Genomic DNA, 17,181 nt, shown 5'->3' with positions numbered 1-17,181 from the left:
CGACTTCGCTCCCCTCCCCTCGCCACCCCAGAGACGAAACACACCCTCGCCGGCCGCCTGCTCCACTCCATCGAGCGGCGTTCTCGGCTGCAGCGGCGACCGCGCGCAGCGGTCATCCACAGAGTTGTCCACAACTGTGCACTAATGTACGGCGACCCGCAGCGACTCCACCTGCGGGTGCAAACTACGCCAGCCAGAGCCTCCACACCTTTTGACGGCGGCGCCGAGCCCCACGAACGGGTGACTCAAGAGGAGACACGCTAACAAGCCTCGCGCTGTCAGACAAGACGCCCGCCGGAGAAGGATTCCATGGTCTACGCCGCGTCGCCACTCGATCCTCCCCCGTACTGACCGGGGGGCGGTTGGCGGGTCACCTGAGCGGGTGCGTACGCTCGTACAGTCCCCCGCATGCAGCGGGCACCTTTGCGTGTCCATGTTCGTGAGTTCGCCGGGAGACACACCAGACCTGACGGTGGCCCTGCGCCGCCGGTATGTCGAGACCAGGAGAAGCAGAGTCGTGAGCAAGGGTAAGCGCACTTTCCAGCCGAACAACCGCCGACGCGCCCGCACGCACGGATTCCGGCTGCGCATGCGCACCCGCGCCGGCCGCGGCATCCTTTCGGCCCGTCGTCGCAAGGGCCGCGAGAAGCTGTCCGCCTGACCGCGCCACTTCCAGGCGCGCCGAATGCTGCCCGCTGCCGCACGTCTGCGGCGAAGTGAGGACTTCCGCGAAGTGATGCGCAGGGGGTCCCGCGCCGGGCGGCGGCGTCTGGTCGTGCACGCGTTGCCGGCCCGAGACCCGTCCGCGTCTTCCTCGCGGGCGGGTTTTGTGGTGAGCAAGGCTGTCGGGAACTCCGTCGTCCGGCACCGGGTGGCCAGGCGGCTGCGGCATCTGGTCGCCGCCCGCCTCGGAACTGTGCCGCCCGGCAGCTCGTTGGTGGTTAGGGCATTGCCGCCGGCGGCGACGGCGTCCAGCGCCGACCTCGGCGCGGACCTCGACGCGGCGCTCAAGCGGTTGCGCCTGCTCCCCGACCGGCGCCTCGCCGGTGCCGACAACGACAACGATGGGCCTGCGGTGTGAACGAACACACGACCGCGATCGGCGACGAGACCCAGGAAGTCATCCGCCCGGGCCCGGCCGCCTGGGTCCTGCTGCTCCCGCTTCGCTTCTATCGCAAATGCATCTCCCCCTTCCTCCCGCCCAGCTGCCGCTTCTATCCGAGCTGCAGCACGTACGCGGTTGAGGCCCTGACCCGGTTCGGCGCCGCCCGAGGTTTCTACCTCGCGGCGCGCCGGCTGTTGCGCTGCGGCCCGTGGACCATGCCCGGCCGCGATCCGGTGCCCGAGAAGTTCTCCTGGCGCCGCACCAGACCTGGTTTGTCAACCGAGGAGTAGCTCAGTGCTCAACTTCATCTACTACCCCGTGTCCTTCATCCTCTGGTGTTGGCACAAAGTCTTCGGCTTCGTACTGGGTGAGAACAACGCGATCGCGTGGATCCTCGCGATCATGTTCCTGACGTTCACGATCCGCGGCATCATGTTCAAGCCGTTCGTGAAGCAGGTCCGGTCGATGAAGAAGATGCAGGAGTTCGCGCCGGAACTGAAGAAGGTCCAGAAGAAGTACGCGAACGACAAGCAGCGCCAGGCGCAGGAGATGCAGAAGCTCCAGCGCGAGCACGGGGTCAACCCCCTGGGCAGCTGCCTGCCGATGATCCTGCAGATCCCCGCGTTCATCGGTCTGAACTGGGTGCTCCGGGCGTTCTCGATTCCGCCGAAGGACGGCAGCCCGAAGGTCAACAACTACTTCTTCGACCAGCAGGGCGTCGAGTCCTACCTCAACGCGAAGCTCTTCGGCGTCCACATCGGCGACGCGATCCACCACACCGCGACGCTCGGTGGTTTCGCCGACGGCGGCTGGAACTGGAACGTCGCCCCGGTGGCCATCCCGCTGATGATCCTGGCCAGCATCCTGACGCACCTCACCGCGCGACACTCGGCCGCGCGGCAGAGCGCGACGGCCACCGACGCCAACCCGCAGGCCGCGATCATGCAGAAGCTGACGATGTACATCTTCCCGCTGGGTGTGCTCGTCTTCGGTGCGTTCTTCCCGATCGGTCTGCTCGTCTACTGGCTGTCCAACAACAGCTGGACCCTGATGCAGCAGCGGCTGGTGTACACGCGCATCGACAAGGAAGAGGCCGCCAAGAAGGCCGAGGCGAAGGAGAAGCGCGACGCGCTCGCCCCGAAGCCGGGCGCCAAGCCGAAGCCCGGTCAGAAGCCGGTGCAGTCGAGCAAGCCTGCCGCGGAGATCGAGTCCGCCGCCGGTGACGACACCACCCCCGCCGGCAACGGCAAGCGCAGTACCAAGGCCGGATCGCCCCACCGCTTCGCCCAGCAGCCGCAGCGCCCCCAGAACGGGTCCGCGCAGCAGCGGAAGAAGCCGGCATCGGGCGGTAAGAACTCAGGACAGAAAGGCTCGGGGCAGAAGCGTCGCTGACGGCTTTTTCCACGGGAGAGGAGACGAATGATGTCGGAAACGGTCGAGGCGATCGAGACCGAGGAGAAGTCCGGAGACGAGCAGAGCGGTCCCACGGGTGCCGAGTTGCTGGTGCAGGAAGGCGACATCGCCGGGGACTACCTGGAGCGCCTGCTGGACCTGCTGGACTACGACGGTGACATCGACCTGGATGTCGAAGCGGGCCGGGCGGTCGTCAGCATCGACGGCGGGGACGACTTGGAGAAGCTGGTCGGCAACCGCGGGCAGGTGCTCGAGGCGCTGCAGGAGCTGACCCGGCTGGCGGTGCAGCAGGAGACCGGTACGCGTAGCCGGCTGATGCTGGACATCGCGGGCTGGCGCGCCGGCCGCCGGGAGGAGTTGCGGGAGCTCGGCCGGTCCACCGCGGAGACGGTCGTGTCGACGGGCGAGAAGGTGCGGCTGCAGCCGATGAGCCCGTTCGAGCGCAAGGTCGTGCATGACGCGGTCGCCGAGGTCGAGGGCGCTCGCAGCGAGAGCGAGGGCGAGGAGCCGAAGCGTCGGGTAGTCGTCCTGCCGGACGACGAGGACTGACAAGTCAGGAACGAGAGCAGCCCGCCGGTGATCCGGCGGGCTGCTTTTTTGCGCGCTCGTGTTTCACGTGAAACGGGTCCGCCTCCCCCTCTTGATGTTGGGGTCGGGGACAATCGAGAGCGACAGAGGTTTCACGTGAAACGGGGTGACGAGTGGGCAACGTCGAAAGCTCGGCGGCCGAGGTGTTCGGAGTCGGGCTGGCGCGTGCCGAGCGGTTCGCGGAACTGCTGGAGCAGCACGGGGTCGAACGGGGGCTGATCGGTCCCCGCGAAGTCGACCGGCTATGGGAGCGGCACCTCCTGAACTCCGCCGTCATCGGCGAGCGCATCCCGGAGGGTGTGCGGGTCGTCGACGTCGGGTCCGGCGCCGGGCTGCCCGGCATCCCGCTCGCCATCGCGCGACCCGATCTCGAGATCACCCTCGTCGAGCCGATGGCTCGCCGGGTCGACTGGCTGAGCGAGGTGATCGAGGAGCTGGATCTCGATGTGCGGGTGCTCCGCGGTCGTGCGGAAGAGAAGGTCGTGCGGGCGGAGATCGGCACCGTCGATGTGGTGACCGCCCGCGCGGTCGCTCCCCTGGCCCGATTGGCGGGATGGTGTCTGCCGCTTCTCCGCGAGGGTGGCATGATGCTCGCATTGAAGGGGGCCAGTGCGCGGGACGAAGTCGCCCGCGATGCGACCGCCGTGGCTCGGGTCGGAGGCGGTACGCCCACGGTCTCCGAGTGTGGGGTCGGCCTGGTGGAGGTCCCCACGACCGTTGTGATTGTCGAGCGAATCCGGCCGCAGGCATCGGCGCAGGGGAAACGACGACGAAACGCCGTCGGTGTCCGGTCGAAGCGGACGGGATGAAAAGATGGCCATGTTCCACGTGAAACCGTGCGGTGTGCGCGGTGGAGTGTCGATACCAGAGAGGTGGCTCGGCCGGTGACCCCGCCTTCAGCAGACTGGACCCCGATCGCCGAAGAAGCCGAGCGCGCGGCGCGCGTTCTGCATCCCGAACCCAACATGCTTCCCCGTCCCGACCACCGGCGCGTGCTGACGGTCGCCAACCAGAAGGGCGGGGTCGGCAAGACCACCAGTGCGGTCAACCTCGCCGCCGCCCTCGCGGTGCACGGGCTCAAGACGCTCGTGATCGACCTCGACCCGCAGGGCAACGCCAGCACGGCGCTCAACGTGGAACACCGCTCCGGCACGCCGTCCGTCTACGAGGTGCTCCTCGGCGAGGTGTCCCTCGCGGACGCCACTGCCGTCAGCGAGCAGTCGCCGAACCTGCTCTGCGTGCCCGCCACGATCGACCTCGCCGGCGCCGAGATCGAACTCGTCGAGATGGAGAACCGCGAGTCCCGTCTCAAGGAGGCGCTTTCCTCCGAGGCGATCGACGAGGTCGGCGTCGACTACGTCTTCATCGACTGCCCGCCGTCGCTCGGCCTGCTCACGGTCAACGCGATGGTGGCGGCGCGCGAGGTGCTCATCCCGATCCAGTGCGAGTACTACGCGCTGGAGGGGCTGGGGCAACTGCTGAGCAACATCGACCTCGTGCAGAAGCACCTCAACCCCACGCTCGCGGTGTCCACCATCCTGCTGACCATGTACGACGGCCGCACCAAGCTCGCCGACCAGGTGACCGCGGAGGTGCGCGGGCACTTCGGCGACGTCGTGCTCAAGACCGTCATCCCGCGCAACGTGAAGGTCTCGGAGGCGCCCAGCTACGGCCAGACCGTGCTGGCGTACGACCCGGGCTCGCGCGGCGCGATGAGCTACGTGGACGCCGCGAAGGAGATCGCCGAACGCGGAAGCACCAACGGATCGAGGAGTGGAACCCTATGACGGAGCGCAGAGGAGGACTCGGCCGCGGCCTCGCGGCGCTGATCCCCACCGGACCGGCTGCCGGCGAGCAGCCGGCGGCGGAGGTCGGGCTCGAGGCGTCCTCGCGCAATGGTGACAAGGACCAGTTCGCCACGAACGGCTCGGTGACGGTGCCCAGTGGCGAGGTATCGGGCGCGGTCTACCGCGAGGTCCCGATCAGCGCCATCAAGCCCAACCCGAAGCAGCCGCGTCAGGTCTTCGACCAGGAGGCGCTCTCGGAGCTGGAGCACTCGATCCGCGAGTTCGGGCTCATGCAGCCGATCGTGGTCCGCGAGCTGCCCGGCGAAGAATACGAGCTCGTCATGGGCGAGCGGCGCCTTCGCGCGTCGCAGCAGGCGGAGCTGGAGAAGATCCCCGCCATCGTCCGGCAGACCGCCGACGAGGCGATGCTGCGCGACGCACTGCTGGAGAACATCCACCGCGTCCAGCTGAACCCGCTCGAAGAGGCCGCCGCGTACCAGCAGCTGCTCGACGAGTTCGAGGTGACGCACGAGGAGCTGGCCGGCCGGATCGGCCGCAGCCGCCCGGTCATCACCAACACGATCCGGTTGCTGAAGCTCCCCCTCCCCGTCCAGCGCAGGGTCGCCGCCGGGGTGCTCTCGGCCGGGCACGCCCGCGCGCTGCTGTCGCTCGAAGAGCCCGAGGCGCAGGAGGAGCTGGCGACCCGCATCGTCGCCGAGGGGCTGTCGGTGCGGGCGACCGAGGAGGCGGTGACGCTCAAGAAGAGCGAGGCGCCCGCCAAGCCGAAGGCACAACCGCGCAAGGCGATGCAGGCGCCCGGTCTCCAGGATCTGGCCACGCGCCTCTCCGACACCTTCGACACTCGCGTGAAGGTCGACCTCGGCCGCCGGAAGGGCCGGATCGTCGTCGAGTTCGGTTCGGTCGACGACCTGGAGCGGATCGTGGCCCTCATGGCGCCGAATACGACAAATCGGGCACTCGATTCCGATGAGGAATGACACCGGGTTATTTCGTCACGGTGATGAATAACTGAAGGCCCTTTCGCACGCCCCGAGTTCCAGGGTGGTTGCAACACCGGACTTGTTCCGGGGGTTGCTGCGAAGGGGCCTTCGAGTTCTGGTCAGGCGGTGCGTTCGATCGCGCGGCCGATGAGGTCGGCGAAGACCTCGCCGAGGCTGGTTCCCGCGGACTCCATCGCCATCGGCACCGTCGAGGTCTCGGTCAGCCCCGGCGACGAGTTCACTTCGAGGAACTGCACCGTGCCGTCGGGCGCGATGATCGCGTCGGTCCGCGAGATGTCACGCATCCCGAGCAACCGGTGCGCGGCGACCGCGAGCTCGCCGACCGCCTTGGCCACGTCGTCCGAGAGCCGGGCGGGCGAGAAGAAGTCCGTCAGGCCCGCGGTGTAGCGAGAGGTGTAGTTGTAGACCCCGCTCTCGGGCACGATCTCGACTGCCGGCAACGCCTGCGGGCCACCGTCGCGCTCGACGACGCCGATCGCGATCTCCGTGCCGTCGATGAGCCGCTCCGCGAGCACGGTGTCGCCGTAGGCGAAGCAACCGACCATCGCGGCCGGCAGCTCCGCCGCGTCCCGGACGACCTGCGTGCCGAGCGCCGAGCCGCCCTGGTCCGGCTTGAGGATCAGCGGCAGGCCGAGGTGCTCGACGATGGCGTCCAGCACGTCCTGTGCGCCGAGCTCCCGGAAGGTGCTGTTGGGCAGCACCACCCAGCCCGGCGTGGAGAAGCCCGCCTCGGCGATCAACGCCTTGGCGGTCGGCTTGTCCCAGGCACGTCGGCACCCCTGCGAGCTGGTGCCGACGTAGGGCACCTTCAGCATCTCGAGGATGGTCTGGACCGAGCCGTTCTCGCCCTGGCCGCCGTGCAGCGCGATCACCGCCGCGTCGGGACGGTCGGTGCGCAGCCGGTTCAGCAGCCCCGCGTCCGTGTCCCATTCCTCGACCGTCAGCCCCTGCGTGCGCAACGCGGCGGACAACCGCCTGCCGGAACGCAGGGAGACGTCCCGCTCGTGCGAAAGGCCGCCCGCGAGAACCGCGACGGTGGGTGCAACCACGCCGTACTCCTGAATGTCTATTGTGGACAGCAGATCAGGCCGTGTCCGGGGAGGGGTTCTCCGGCCCGGAGATCGGCCGCATGCTGACGTTACCGAACGTGCGGACCAGGTCCATTTCGGACTCGAGCACCCCGGCGAGTCTGCGCACGCCCTCGCGGATCCGCTCCGGGGTCGGGTAGCAGTAGGACAACCGCATCTGCCTGCTGCCGAACCCGTCGGCGTAGAAACCGGTGCCCGACGCGTAGGCCACCCGGGCGGTGACCGCACGCGGCAGCATCGCCTTGGTGTCGACGCCCTCGGGCACGGTCACCCAGACGTAGAACCCGCCGTCCGGGGTGGTCCAGGTGCACCCGGCAGGCATGTGCTGCTCGAGCGCGCCGAGGATCGCGTCCCGGCGCTCACGGTAGTTCTCGCGGAAGGTCTTGATCTGGCCCTTCCAGTCGTGCGTGCCGAGGTACCGCGACACGATCATCTGGTTGAGCGTCGGCGGGCACAGCGTCGCCGACTCGGCGGCCAGCACCAGCTTCTCGCGCACCGCGTGTGGCGCCAGCACCCAGCCGACCCGCAGCCCGGAGGCGAACGTCTTCGAGAACGAGCCGAGGTACACCACGTTGTCCGGGTCGAGCGAACGCAGCGACGGGTAGGTCTGCCCGTCGAAGCCGAGCAGGCCGTACGGGTTGTCCTCGATCACGAGCACGCCATGCGTCCGGCAGATCTCGAGGATCTCGGCGCGCCGCTCGACCGCCAGCGTAACGCCGGCGGGGTTGTGGAAGTTCGGGATCGTGTAGAGGAACTTGACCCGTTTGCCGGCCCTCCCCGCCTGGGCCAGTGCCTCGCGCAGCGCCTCGGGCACCAGCCCGTCGTCGTCCATCGCGACGTGTACGACCTGCGCCTGATAGGCCGCGAACGACCCGAGCGCGCCGACGTACGACGGGCCCTCGGCGAGCACGATGTCGCCGGGATCGCAGAAGAGGCGGGTGACCATGTCGAGGCCCATCTGGGAGCCGACGGTCACCACGACGTCGTCAGGGTGGGCTGAGATGCCCTCCAGTGCCATGATCTCGCAGATCTGCTCCCGGAGGGCCGGGATGCCCTGCGCGGAGCCGTACTGGAGCGCTACGAGCCCGTCTTCGGCGATCAGCTCACCGATCTGGGTGGAGAGGCTGTCCAGCGGCAGCGCGGCGAGGTTCGGCATGCCCCCGGCCAGCGAGACCACCTCGGGCCTGCTCGCCACCGCGAACAGCGCCCGGATCTCCGATGCCGTCATCCCGGCGGTGCGTGCTGCGTACCGGTCGAGGTGCGGGTCGAGGTTGTGGCGTCCGGTTCTGTCGGGCATCGAGGCAGTCATCAGCACTTCGCAAGCATGTCGGCGGTCAGTCAGTCGAGTGTAACCACTCGTCCTTGTGACCTTCGCTGCCTTTCGGCGTGCGTCACATGCGCCTATCCTCAAAGGCGGTCGAAAACGCCGTAGCGATCTGTTGCGCCCGTTGGCCGGTCACGAACGCAATCTGGGAGGTCGGGTGTCGCGTCGCGTCGTGGGCGTCACGCTGGACAACCTGGAGCAGCTGCCGAAGCACTGTCGCCGGTGCGTGTACTGGGAGCTGGCGCCGCACCTGCGGGCCCAGGCCGAGGAGTTCGGCTCGACCGAGGTGGAGAAGGAAGCCTGGGTGTCCAGCGTGCTGCTGGAATGGGGTTCCTGCGGCCGGCTCATCTACAGCGACAACCTGCCGGTCGGTTTCGTGCTGTATGCCCCGCCGAACGCCGTCCCGCGGGCCAACGCCTTCCCGACGTCACCGCCGAGCGCGGACGCCGTGCTGCTGACCGGTTTCCACGTGCTGCCGGAGTTCCGCGGCGGCGGCCTGGGCCGGACGCTGGTCCAGGCGGTGGCGAAGGACCTCACGCGGCGCGGCGTGCGCGCGATCGAGGCCTTCGGCGACTCGAACCCGGACGAGCCCGGGAACGACGCGATGGGCCACACGTGCGTCGTGCCGGCGGACTTCCTCAGCGCGGTCGGGTTCAAGACCGTGCGCCCGCACCCGAAATGGCCGCGGCTGCGCCTGGAGCTGCGCTCGGCGATCTCCTGGAAGGAAGACGTCGAAGCCGCGCTGGAGCGCCTGCTCGGCCAGGTCACCATCCAGACGGCGGAACCGAGCCCCGTTCGCGTGTAGTTGTCCACAGATCTGTGGACAGGTATGTCGACTTGTCCACAGCTGTGTGTTGTTGCGCCGTTTGGGTGTTCTGCTACTCGGCCTTCGCGAGCTCGTGGGCCAGCACGTCGGCGAAGGTGAAGGTGCCCGTGGGCTGGTCACCCTCGCCCAGCAGGTACAGGCGCTTGACGGCGACGAGGATGCCCTCGGCGACCACGTCGCGGAACGCCGGGTCCGACATCCGGGCGCGGTCGTTCGGGTTGGTCAGGTAGCCGATCTCGATGCGCACCGCCGGGCAGCGGGTCAAGCGCAGGATCTCCCATGTCTTCGCGTGCGTCCGGCAGTCCAGCAGGCCCGTTCGCGCCGCGAGCTCGCGCTGGATGAACCCCGCGAGCAGCTCCCCGACCGTGGAGGTCGTCCCGTAGCCGTTGCCGAAGTGGAAGGTCGCGACCCCCTGGGCGTGCGGCGACCGGTTCGCATCGCAGTGCAGCGACAGGAACAGGTCCGCCCCGGCCTCGTTGGCGAACGCAGCTCGCTCGGCCTCGGTCGGGCCGTTGTCCGGACCCCGCGAGATGAGCGCCTCCATCCCGGTGGCCTTCATCCGACCCTCGAGCCGGCGCGCCAGGTCCCAGGCCAGCGCCGCCTCGCGGACGTTCTGGACCTCGATCCCGGTGTCCTGGCCGCCGTGGCCGGGGTCGATCACGATGCGCTTGCCGCGCAGCCGCGGCCCCGCCTGCCGCACCTGCTCCTGCTCACGCAGGAACACCGGCCTGCCGCCACGGGCCCGCGGGGACAGCTGGCGCAGCGCGCGCACTGTCGCCGTGCCGCAGATGCCGTCGACGGTCAGGCCGTAGTCACGCTGGAAGTTCCGCAGCGCCTTCTCCGTATGCCCACCGAACAACCCGTCCGGGCGGCCGGCGTCGTACCCCAGTTCGGTGAGCCGGTCCTGCAGGGCGAACACGTCGTCACCGTGCACGGGCGCGGAGATCAGATACGCGAGCGGGCGGCTGCCCAGATGGAACGTCGCGCCCCGCAGCACCTGGTAGGTGGCCGGCCCGACGATCCCGTCGGTGATCAGCCCACGACGCTGCTGGAAGCCGCGGACGGCCCGCTCGACCTCCTGGTCGAAGAGCGCCTGACCGTCGGCCTCGCCGGCAGTCCTGAGCAGGCCCAGTGACACCAGCATCGAACGGATCTCAGCGACGTCCTCACCGGCGTCACCGCGGCGGAGTACCCGCATGCACTCCTCGCTCTTCCTTGGGCACCGGCGAGAAAATCCGGTGCGGCGCAAACAGTCCCGGGCAGCTGGCCCGGACCCCTATTCTGCCTTGTGGACTCTCTGTGACCACGCAGGGCCGGTCGGTGCGTCACCCGCCCGTGTAGAAGGCAGCAAGAAACCCGGGGGCCGTCCTGGGAAGACGCAGGCCCCCGGGTTCAGGTTGCCTTGCTCAGGCGAGAACGTCGGAAAGGTCCGAGAGCAGCGCGGCCTTCGGCTTCGCCCCGACGATCTGCTTCACCGGCTTGCCACCCTGGAACAGGATGAGCGTCGGGATGGACATGACCTGGTAGTCACGCGCCGTGCCCGGGTTCTCGTCGATGTCCAGCTTGGCGATCTTGATCTTGTCCTTGTGCTCGCTGGCGATCTCCTCGAGCACCGGCGCGACCATCTTGCACGGCCCGCACCAGGTCGCCCAGAAGTCGACCAGGACCGGGGTCTCGCTGGTCAGCACGTCGTCAGCGAACGAGTTGTCGGTCACCTTCACCGTGTCGGACATCGGTTTCTCCTTACCTGTGGGATGTGAGGTCTGGTGGTCAGTTGATTCCGGGGCCGTAGCCGCCGCCGACCAGTTCGGGCGCGGCTTCGGCCTGCTCGGCACCGGCGTGCTCGGCGAGCCAGCGCTCGGCGTCGATGGCCGCGCTGCAGCCAGAGCCGGCGGCGGTGATCGCCTGGCGGTAGGTGCGGTCGACCAGGTCACCGGACGCGAACACCCCGTCGAGGTTCGTGTACGACGTGCGGCCCTTCGTCAGCACGTAGCCGTCGTCGTCGAGATCCACCTGGCCGCGGACCAGCGCGCTGCGCGGGTCGTGGCCGATGGCGACGAAGAACCCGGTGACGTCCAGGACCGACTCCTCGCCGGTGACGGTGTCACGCAGCTTGACGCCCTGCACCTTGCCCTCGCCCTGCACCTCGACGACCTGCTTGTTCAGCGCCCAGCGGATCTTGTCGTTCGCGCGGGCACGCTCCAGCATGATCTTCGAGGCCCGGAACTCCTCACGGCGGTGGATGATCGTCACCGAGCGGGCGAACTTGGTCAGGAAGGTCGCCTCCTCCATGGCCGAGTCGCCACCGCCGATGACGGCGATGTCCTGGTCGCGGAAGAAGAAGCCGTCACAGGTCGCACAGGCCGACACGCCGCGGCCGAGCAGCTCCTGCTCGCCGGGCACGTTGAGGTACCGCGCTGCGGCGCCCATCGCGAGGACCACGGCCTTGGCCGCATAGCGGACGCCATTCGCGGTGACGTACTTGACGTCGCCGGTCAGCTCCACCTCTTCGACGTCCTCCGCACGCAGCTCCGCGCCGAAGCGCTCCGCCTGCTTGCGCATCTCGTCCATGAGGTCGGGACCCTGGATGCCGTCCTTGAAGCCGGGGTAGTTCTCCACCTCGGTCGTGGTCATCAGCGCGCCACCGAACTGGGATCCTTCGAACACCAGAGGCTCGAGCTGGGCGCGCGCGGCGTAGATCGCCGCCGTGTACCCAGCCGGTCCGGATCCCACGATGATCAGGTTCCGAACGTTTTCCGCTGCCACCCGTGACCTCCGCTCGTCATGACCTGCGTACCAGGCTCAACACGATCGTAGGGTCAGGTGTTCCCGGCGGTGACGCCTGTCGCGTGACGCGGAAGACTACCGGCCGACCACCTGGTCGAGCAGGGGTTTCAGGCCGCATTCCGGGGACAGCGCGACGAGCCGGAACTCGGCGAGCTTGCCCGTGGTCAGCAGTGCCAGCACGGCGGGCTGCCCGTCGAGCGTGCCCGGCCGGACCCCGATCGGCGAGGCCGTCGGCGCGAAGCCGGCTTCCTGCAGACAGCTGCTCAGACGCTGTGCGTTCCCGAGCGGGCCGTAGTCCTTCACGCCCGTGCTCAGCCGGCCGACCGCGGCCTGCGGCTGGTCGCTGCGCACGGCCAGCGCCGAGCCACCGGGCTGGGCGCTCGGCGGCGGTGCGGCGACGGGCGTACCGGTGGTTTCGCCCGAGCCCGGTACGACGATGGCGATCGCCGCCACCGCGGCCGCGGCGACGGCCACGACCCCGCTGATCCAGCCGATGCGCTGGTTGCGCTTGCGGCGCGCCGCGGCGAGATCCACCACCGGCGCGACCCCGGTGGCACCGCGGGCTTCCTGTGCGAGGGCGTCGTCGATCCGCGAGGCCACCTCGGCCGGCATCGGCGGCGCGGGCGCGGTGGCCAGGCTCGCCAGGTCCGTGGTGGTCGCCTCGAGGGCTTCGATGATCGCGCGCGCCTCCGGGTCGGCCTGGACCCGCGGCCACAGCTGCGCCGCCTCGTGGTCGTCCAGCACGCCCGCGTGCAGGTCGGCGAGCAAATCGACAGACCAGGGCGGGCCGACGGCCTCGATCCCCCGACTTTCGTCCGTCATCGTCCCTCCTGTGCCTGCGCCCGACCGGCCCGCTGCAGCGGGGGTACCCCGTTCATCGAGCCTCCCCTCGGCGTTTGCTTTCGGAAGTTGGGACGTTCGCAATCGCATCCGGGTTCCGCAGATGACCAAGAACCTTGGCGAGTTTGGCGCGACCCCGGGCACACCTGCTCTTGACCGTGCCCTCCGCGATCCCGAGCAGCTTCGCCGTCTCGCTCACCGAGTAACCCTCGACGTCGACCAGCACGATCGGCGCCCGCTGGTCCTCGGGCAGCTGGTCGAGCGCGGACTGGATGACCAGCCGGGTCTCCCGGTCGGCCATCGAGTCCCGCGGCGTCGCCGGTTCGTTGAACCCGGTCTCCGGCAGTGGCACCGTCGGGCGGGCCTGCCTGCGGCGCATGCGGTCGAGGCAGGCGTTCACCACGATCCGGTGCAGCCAGGTCGTCACCTGGGACTCGGCGCGGAAGTTGCCGGCGGCCCGGAACGCGGAGATGAAGGCGTCCTGCAGAGCGTCGGCCGCCTCTTCGGGGTCGCGCAGCGTACGCAGCGCGACGGCCCACATCCGGTCTCGATGCCGCCGCACCAGTTCGCTGAACGCGGAGGGATCCCCGGCGGCGTGGGCCGCGATGAGATCGGCGTCCGTGGGTACGGCTGCGGTCACCCGCGACACACTACTGGGCAGGCAAGAAGGTCAATTCGCCGATCTGCGACTGGTACTTCCCGCCGCTGCTGCCCAGCTTGGTGATCCAGATGACGAAGTACTGACCCGGCTGCGGCTGCGGCAGCGCGATGTCGGTGGACTGGCCGTTCAGCGTGGCCGTGCCGAGGACCCGGGTGGAGCCGAGGTCGGGGTTCTTCGAGTCGGCCGCCCGCAGCTCGACCACCGTGTTCGCGGTGCCGCCGGCGATCGTCACCTTCGCCAGGTTGATCGGGTTGTCGAAGCTCGCGAGGATGCCGACGCCCTGCTTGATCGTCGGGAACTGCTGGCGGTACTGGTCGGTGCGCCAGGTGGTGCCCGGGTCGCCGTCGATCAGGTTCTTCGCGCGGCTGGTGTTGTCACCATCGCCGTCCGGGTTGTAGACCGTGGCACCGCTCGGCTCGACCGCCGCGCCGATCTGCGCCTGTCCGGGCGGGTTGTTGCTGCTGGCAGGCGGGGGCGCCGGCGATGTGGACGGCGGGGCCGCGGTGGTGGTCGGCGCCGCGACGTTGATCGGCGGCCCGCCGCTGGGGGTGTCCTGGAAGAAGCTGATCGCGAGCATGCCGAGCCAGGCCAGGATGCCGACCGCGGCAACGACCAGCACGGTCACGCCCAGCGCCAGCTTGCGCCGGTGCGCCTTGTCCTTGACCGGCTTCTTAGTGGTCCAGATCGTGCCGTCGTCGTCGGGCTTCACGCCGGCGGCGTTGATCAACTGGGTGCGCTCCTCGGCTTCGGCTGCGACTTCGAGCGCCCGCAGGATCGCGGCACTGGTACGGATGCCGCCATGGCCACCGTCCTCGATCGTGCGGACCGCCAGCGACGACAGCTCCGTCGGCACCGCGGGCACCAGCGAGCGCGGCGGGACCAGCCGCCCGTTGGGCGCCTGCGGCGCCGCCGGGATCGCGGCCGGGCCACCGGGCAGCGCCCACCGGCCGGTGAGCAACAGGTACAGCACCGCGCCGATCGCCTTGACGTCGTCGCGCAGGGTGGCGTCCGGCAGCGGGCCGGGGAACGCCAGCCGCAGCGTGCCGTCGGTGGTCAGCCGCAGGCGCTGTGGGTGGTCGAGGCCGAGCACGAGGCCCGAGTGGTGCGCGCGCTCGACCGCTTCGGCCAGCTTCTGCACCATCCGCGCCGCGGTGAGCGGGGCGACGGGGTGTTCGGCGACCAGGTCGATGAGGTCGGTGCCCTTGGTCCACTCGGTGACGACGACGCCGAGCAGGCCCTCGCTGGAGGTGATGCCGGTGCCGAGGCTGAGCACGTCGAGCACGCGGGCGACGCCTTCGTGCGTGAACTTCGCGGCGTGGGCGGCGCGTTCGAGGGTGCGGCGCGCCATCCGCGCGGACTCCGCGTCCGCCGGGTCGCCGACCAGCAGTGTCAGCGCGACATCACGGCGGAGCTGGCCGTCCCGCGCTCGCCAGAGGTGAGCGCCGGCACGTTCGTCGATACCGAACTGGGCAAGGAGCCGGTACCTGCCGTCGCCGACGACACTTCCGGGCGCGAGGGATCCACCCCGCGCGCGGATCCCGACCTGCTCGCTCCGCTTCTCGTTCACCCCACGCTCTCTCTTTCGCGCACCTAAGAGATGAGGGTACGCGAGTACCACGGGTCATTCAGGGTTATCGGTGTGTCGATCGTTACCGGCGCTTGACCAAACGGGTGATGCGCTTCGTGGCCGGTGCGAGCTCCTCGACCTTCAGCGCCGCGAGCACGCCGAACGAGACGCCGAGGCCGACGATCCCCTGCAGGATGAGCTTGAGCCAGGCGGTGATCCGCACCCCGAAGTCCGGCACGATCCCGCCGACGAGCACCGCCGCGACCACGCCGAGCGCACTCGCCACGACGGTGAACAGGATGACGCCGAGCACCCGCTTGCTGCGCAGGTTGCCGAGGCTCACCCACAGCCACACCTGCCCCATGATCGCGCCCACCACGAAGGTCAGTGAGTTGACCATCATGGCGCCGAGCACGATGTTCTGGTCCGACAGCAGCGCCTGGCACAGATACAGCAGCGGGATCTTGACGATGGTCATCACGATCATGATCAGCGTCGGGGTGCGGGCGTCCTTCATCGCGTAGAACACCCGCAGCTGCAACATGACCAGCGCGTACGGCAGCAACCCGAACGCCGAGATGGCCAGCGCCTCGCCGAGCCGTTCCGCCTGCACGGAGGAGTTCGCACCACCGCTGAACAACGCGATGCCGACCGAGGAGCCGATCACGCTCATCACCGCGGCGATCGGCACGAGCATCACCGTCGAGATGCGCGAGGCGTACGACAGGTCCGCGACGACCTTGCGGGTGTCGCCGTCGGCGGCGTTGCGGCTCAGCCGCGGCATGATCGCGGTCAGCAGCGACACCCCGATCACGCCGTAGGGCAGCTGGAACAGCAGCCAGGCGTTGGAGTAGATCGTCACGCCGCCCGCGTCCCCGCTGGTCAGCACCCGGGTGTTGATCGTGAAGCCGATCTGGCTGACGCCGACGTAGCCGAGGATCCACAGGGCGAGGCCGCCGAACTCGCGCATCCGCGCGTCGAGGCCCCAGCGCCACTTGAACCGGAAGCCGGTGCGCAGCAGCGGCGGCACCAGCATGATCGCCTGCACGACGATGCCCATGGTGACGCCGACGCCGAGCACGAGCAGCTTGGTGTCGCCCATCCGCACGGGGTTGGTGCTGATCTCGCCGGGCAGCACCATGAACAGGCCCAGCGTCACGATCACCACGAGGTTGTTCACGACCGGGGCCCAGGCGGCGGGACCGAAGATCTGCTTGGCGTTGAGCACCGCCGAGAGCAGCGCGAACAGGCCGTAGAACAGGATCTCGGGCAACAGCAGGCGGGCGAACGCGGTGGTGAGCTCGGGACTCGCCTCGCCGGACCCGCCGTCGGTGTACAGCGACGTGAACGCCGGTGCGGCGATGACGGCGACGATCGTGCCGAACAGCAGCAGCACGGAGGCCACCGTCAGCATCCGTTGCGTGTAGGCCTCGCCACCGTCCGGGTCGTCCTGGGAGCGCACCAGCAGCGGTACCACGACGCTGCTCAGCACCCCGCCGAGCAGCAGCTCGAACACGATGTTGGGCAGCGTGTTCGCGATGTTGAACGAGTCGTTGACGATGCCGGTGCCGACCGCCCACACCAGCATGATCTTCCAGAAGAAGCCGGTGATGCGGCTGATCAGCGAGGCGACGGCGATCCGGCTGCTCGACTTGACCAGCGACGGCGCCGCGGCGGCCGGCTTCTCGACCTTCGGCAGGTAGCCGGTCGCGTCGAGGCCGGGGCCCTCACCGAACGAACCCTGGGACGCGCTGGGCAGCCGCGGCAGCATCCGGGTGGCGAGCGAGTCGTACGGACGCATCGAGTCCGGGTCGGCGACCGGCCATTTCGAGCTGGCCGGGACACCGCCGACGCGGGGGATGAACACCGTCGCGTCGGGGTCGTTCGGCGGCAGCGGCGGCGCCCCGAAGGGCATGCTGTCCTGCTGCTCGCGCTCCTGGCGCCAGGGCCGCACCGGCTGACGGCGCGGCGGCGGGGGCGGCGGCTGGCGCGGCGGGGGCTGCTGCCGCACCGGCGGGACCTGGCCCTGCTGTGCCTGCGGCGGGACCTGCCTGCGCCGCCCGTTGGCGGGCGGTGGCGGTACCCGCCGCCGGGGCGGTTCGGGCGCCGGCGCGCGGTCAGGCGGCGGCCGCCGTGCGACACGGTCGGCGGGAGGCTCGGGTGGCCACCCCGG

At 69.5% G+C, this 17,181-nt stretch carries 18 protein-coding genes; 9 read left to right on the top strand and 9 right to left on the bottom strand.

Translation table 11 applies throughout. The features are described from left to right. The first annotated feature begins 517 nt into the window (after positions 1-517). The 8 genes from rpmH to LWP59_RS40235 all read left to right on the top strand — a co-directional run bounded on the left by rpmH (position 518) and on the right by LWP59_RS40235 (position 5,891). Positions 518-661: a 50S ribosomal protein L34 gene (rpmH, locus tag LWP59_RS40270; RefSeq protein ID WP_144642876.1), complete on the top strand. Its 144-nt coding sequence runs from the start codon at positions 518-520 to the stop codon at positions 659-661. A gap of 24 nt (positions 662-685) precedes the next feature. Then, a complete protein-coding gene (gene rnpA / locus LWP59_RS40265) occupies positions 686-1,081 on the top strand; it encodes a ribonuclease P protein component (protein ID WP_144642877.1) in 396 nt (131 codons plus the stop codon). After that, positions 1,078-1,395, top strand: coding sequence for a membrane protein insertion efficiency factor YidD (gene yidD, locus LWP59_RS40260; RefSeq protein WP_144642878.1), 318 nt, complete (start codon positions 1,078-1,080; stop codon positions 1,393-1,395). The genes rnpA and yidD overlap by 4 nt, the downstream gene beginning before the upstream one ends. A 4-nt stretch (positions 1,396-1,399) precedes the next feature. After that, on the top strand, positions 1,400-2,497 hold the full coding sequence (gene yidC / locus LWP59_RS40255; RefSeq protein ID WP_144642879.1) for a membrane protein insertase YidC: 1,098 nt from the start codon (positions 1,400-1,402) through the stop codon (positions 2,495-2,497). A gap of 30 nt (positions 2,498-2,527) precedes the next feature. Continuing rightward, positions 2,528-3,067: a Jag family protein gene (locus LWP59_RS40250; RefSeq protein ID WP_186383430.1), complete on the top strand. Its 540-nt coding sequence runs from the start codon at positions 2,528-2,530 to the stop codon at positions 3,065-3,067. A gap of 152 nt (positions 3,068-3,219) precedes the next feature. Continuing rightward, positions 3,220-3,915: a 16S rRNA (guanine(527)-N(7))-methyltransferase RsmG gene (rsmG, locus tag LWP59_RS40245; RefSeq protein WP_144642881.1), complete on the top strand. Its 696-nt coding sequence runs from the start codon at positions 3,220-3,222 to the stop codon at positions 3,913-3,915. A 75-nt stretch (positions 3,916-3,990) separates the two neighbouring features. Next, on the top strand, positions 3,991-4,893 hold the full coding sequence (locus LWP59_RS40240; RefSeq protein ID WP_229857362.1) for a ParA family protein: 903 nt from the start codon (positions 3,991-3,993) through the stop codon (positions 4,891-4,893). Then, positions 4,890-5,891 (top strand): ParB/RepB/Spo0J family partition protein, encoded by a 1,002-nt coding sequence (locus LWP59_RS40235; protein ID WP_144642882.1) that lies wholly within the window; start codon positions 4,890-4,892, stop codon positions 5,889-5,891. Before LWP59_RS40240 ends, LWP59_RS40235 begins: the two co-directional genes overlap by 4 nt. A gap of 122 nt (positions 5,892-6,013) precedes the next feature. On the opposite strand, the gene LWP59_RS40230 is transcribed toward LWP59_RS40235, so the two are convergent. Next, positions 6,014-6,964: a D-alanine--D-alanine ligase family protein gene (locus LWP59_RS40230; RefSeq protein WP_144642883.1), complete on the bottom strand. Its 951-nt coding sequence runs from the start codon at positions 6,962-6,964 to the stop codon at positions 6,014-6,016. Between the two features lie 34 nt (positions 6,965-6,998). Next, complete coding sequence (locus tag LWP59_RS40225) at positions 6,999-8,312, bottom strand: aminotransferase-like domain-containing protein (RefSeq protein WP_144642912.1); 1,314 nt, start codon at positions 8,310-8,312, stop codon at positions 6,999-7,001. 172 nt (positions 8,313-8,484) lie between these two features. Between LWP59_RS40225 and LWP59_RS40220 the strand changes: the two genes are divergently transcribed. Further along, entirely contained in the window at positions 8,485-9,132 is a 648-nt protein-coding gene (locus LWP59_RS40220) for a GNAT family N-acetyltransferase (RefSeq protein ID WP_144642884.1), read from the top strand. A gap of 73 nt (positions 9,133-9,205) precedes the next feature. Here LWP59_RS40220 and LWP59_RS40215 read toward each other — a convergent pair whose 3' ends face one another. From LWP59_RS40215 to murJ, 7 genes are all read right to left on the bottom strand, one after another. Then, a complete protein-coding gene (locus tag LWP59_RS40215; protein WP_144642885.1) occupies positions 9,206-10,351 on the bottom strand; it encodes an N-acetylmuramoyl-L-alanine amidase in 1,146 nt (381 codons plus the stop codon). Between the two features lie 208 nt (positions 10,352-10,559). Then, complete coding sequence (gene trxA / locus LWP59_RS40210; RefSeq protein WP_144642886.1) at positions 10,560-10,886, bottom strand: thioredoxin; 327 nt, start codon at positions 10,884-10,886, stop codon at positions 10,560-10,562. A 37-nt stretch (positions 10,887-10,923) separates the two neighbouring features. Next, positions 10,924-11,919, bottom strand: coding sequence for a thioredoxin-disulfide reductase (gene trxB / locus LWP59_RS40205; RefSeq protein WP_144642887.1), 996 nt, complete (start codon positions 11,917-11,919; stop codon positions 10,924-10,926). 96 nt (positions 11,920-12,015) lie between these two features. Then, positions 12,016-12,762 carry a hypothetical protein gene (locus tag LWP59_RS40200; RefSeq protein ID WP_144642888.1) on the bottom strand — a complete coding sequence of 249 codons (747 nt, stop codon included), beginning with the start codon at positions 12,760-12,762 and terminating at the stop codon, positions 12,016-12,018. Positions 12,763-12,814: 52 nt separating this feature from the next. Continuing rightward, on the bottom strand, positions 12,815-13,420 hold the full coding sequence (gene sigM, locus LWP59_RS40195; protein WP_191334789.1) for an RNA polymerase sigma factor SigM: 606 nt from the start codon (positions 13,418-13,420) through the stop codon (positions 12,815-12,817). A gap of 10 nt (positions 13,421-13,430) precedes the next feature. Continuing rightward, positions 13,431-15,008 (bottom strand): protein kinase family protein, encoded by a 1,578-nt coding sequence (locus tag LWP59_RS40190; RefSeq protein ID WP_144642890.1) that lies wholly within the window; start codon positions 15,006-15,008, stop codon positions 13,431-13,433. 82 nt (positions 15,009-15,090) lie between these two features. Continuing rightward, positions 15,091-16,923: a murein biosynthesis integral membrane protein MurJ gene (gene murJ, locus LWP59_RS40185; RefSeq protein WP_144642913.1), complete on the bottom strand. Its 1,833-nt coding sequence runs from the start codon at positions 16,921-16,923 to the stop codon at positions 15,091-15,093. Between the last annotated feature and the right edge of the window lie 258 nt (positions 16,924-17,181).

This window comes from Amycolatopsis acidiphila, assembly GCF_021391495.1.
Classification (GTDB): Bacteria; Actinomycetota; Actinomycetes; order Mycobacteriales; family Pseudonocardiaceae; genus Amycolatopsis_E; species Amycolatopsis_E acidiphila.
Note: the sequence above shows the minus strand (reverse complement) of the source record. Positions and strands in the feature narration are given on the sequence as shown.

Excerpts from the sequence above, each read along its gene's own strand:
- LWP59_RS40200 (WP_144642888.1), bottom strand. The coding sequence starts at position 12,762 with ATGACGGACGAAAGTCGGGGGATCGAGGCCGTCGGCCCGCCCTGGTCT.
- trxA (WP_144642886.1), bottom strand. The coding sequence starts at position 10,886 with ATGTCCGACACGGTGAAGGTGACCGACAACTCGTTCGCTGACGACGTG.
- LWP59_RS40215 (WP_144642885.1), bottom strand. The coding sequence starts at position 10,351 with ATGCGGGTACTCCGCCGCGGTGACGCCGGTGAGGACGTCGCTGAGATC.
- LWP59_RS40225 (WP_144642912.1), bottom strand. The coding sequence starts at position 8,312 with ATGACTGCCTCGATGCCCGACAGAACCGGACGCCACAACCTCGACCCG.
- LWP59_RS40235 (WP_144642882.1), top strand. The coding sequence starts at position 4,890 with ATGACGGAGCGCAGAGGAGGACTCGGCCGCGGCCTCGCGGCGCTGATC.
- LWP59_RS40250 (WP_186383430.1), top strand. The coding sequence starts at position 2,528 with ATGTCGGAAACGGTCGAGGCGATCGAGACCGAGGAGAAGTCCGGAGAC.
- murJ (WP_144642913.1), bottom strand. The coding sequence starts at position 16,923 with ATGCCCTTCGGGGCGCCGCCGCTGCCGCCGAACGACCCCGACGCGACG.
- rnpA (WP_144642877.1), top strand. The coding sequence starts at position 686 with ATGCTGCCCGCTGCCGCACGTCTGCGGCGAAGTGAGGACTTCCGCGAA.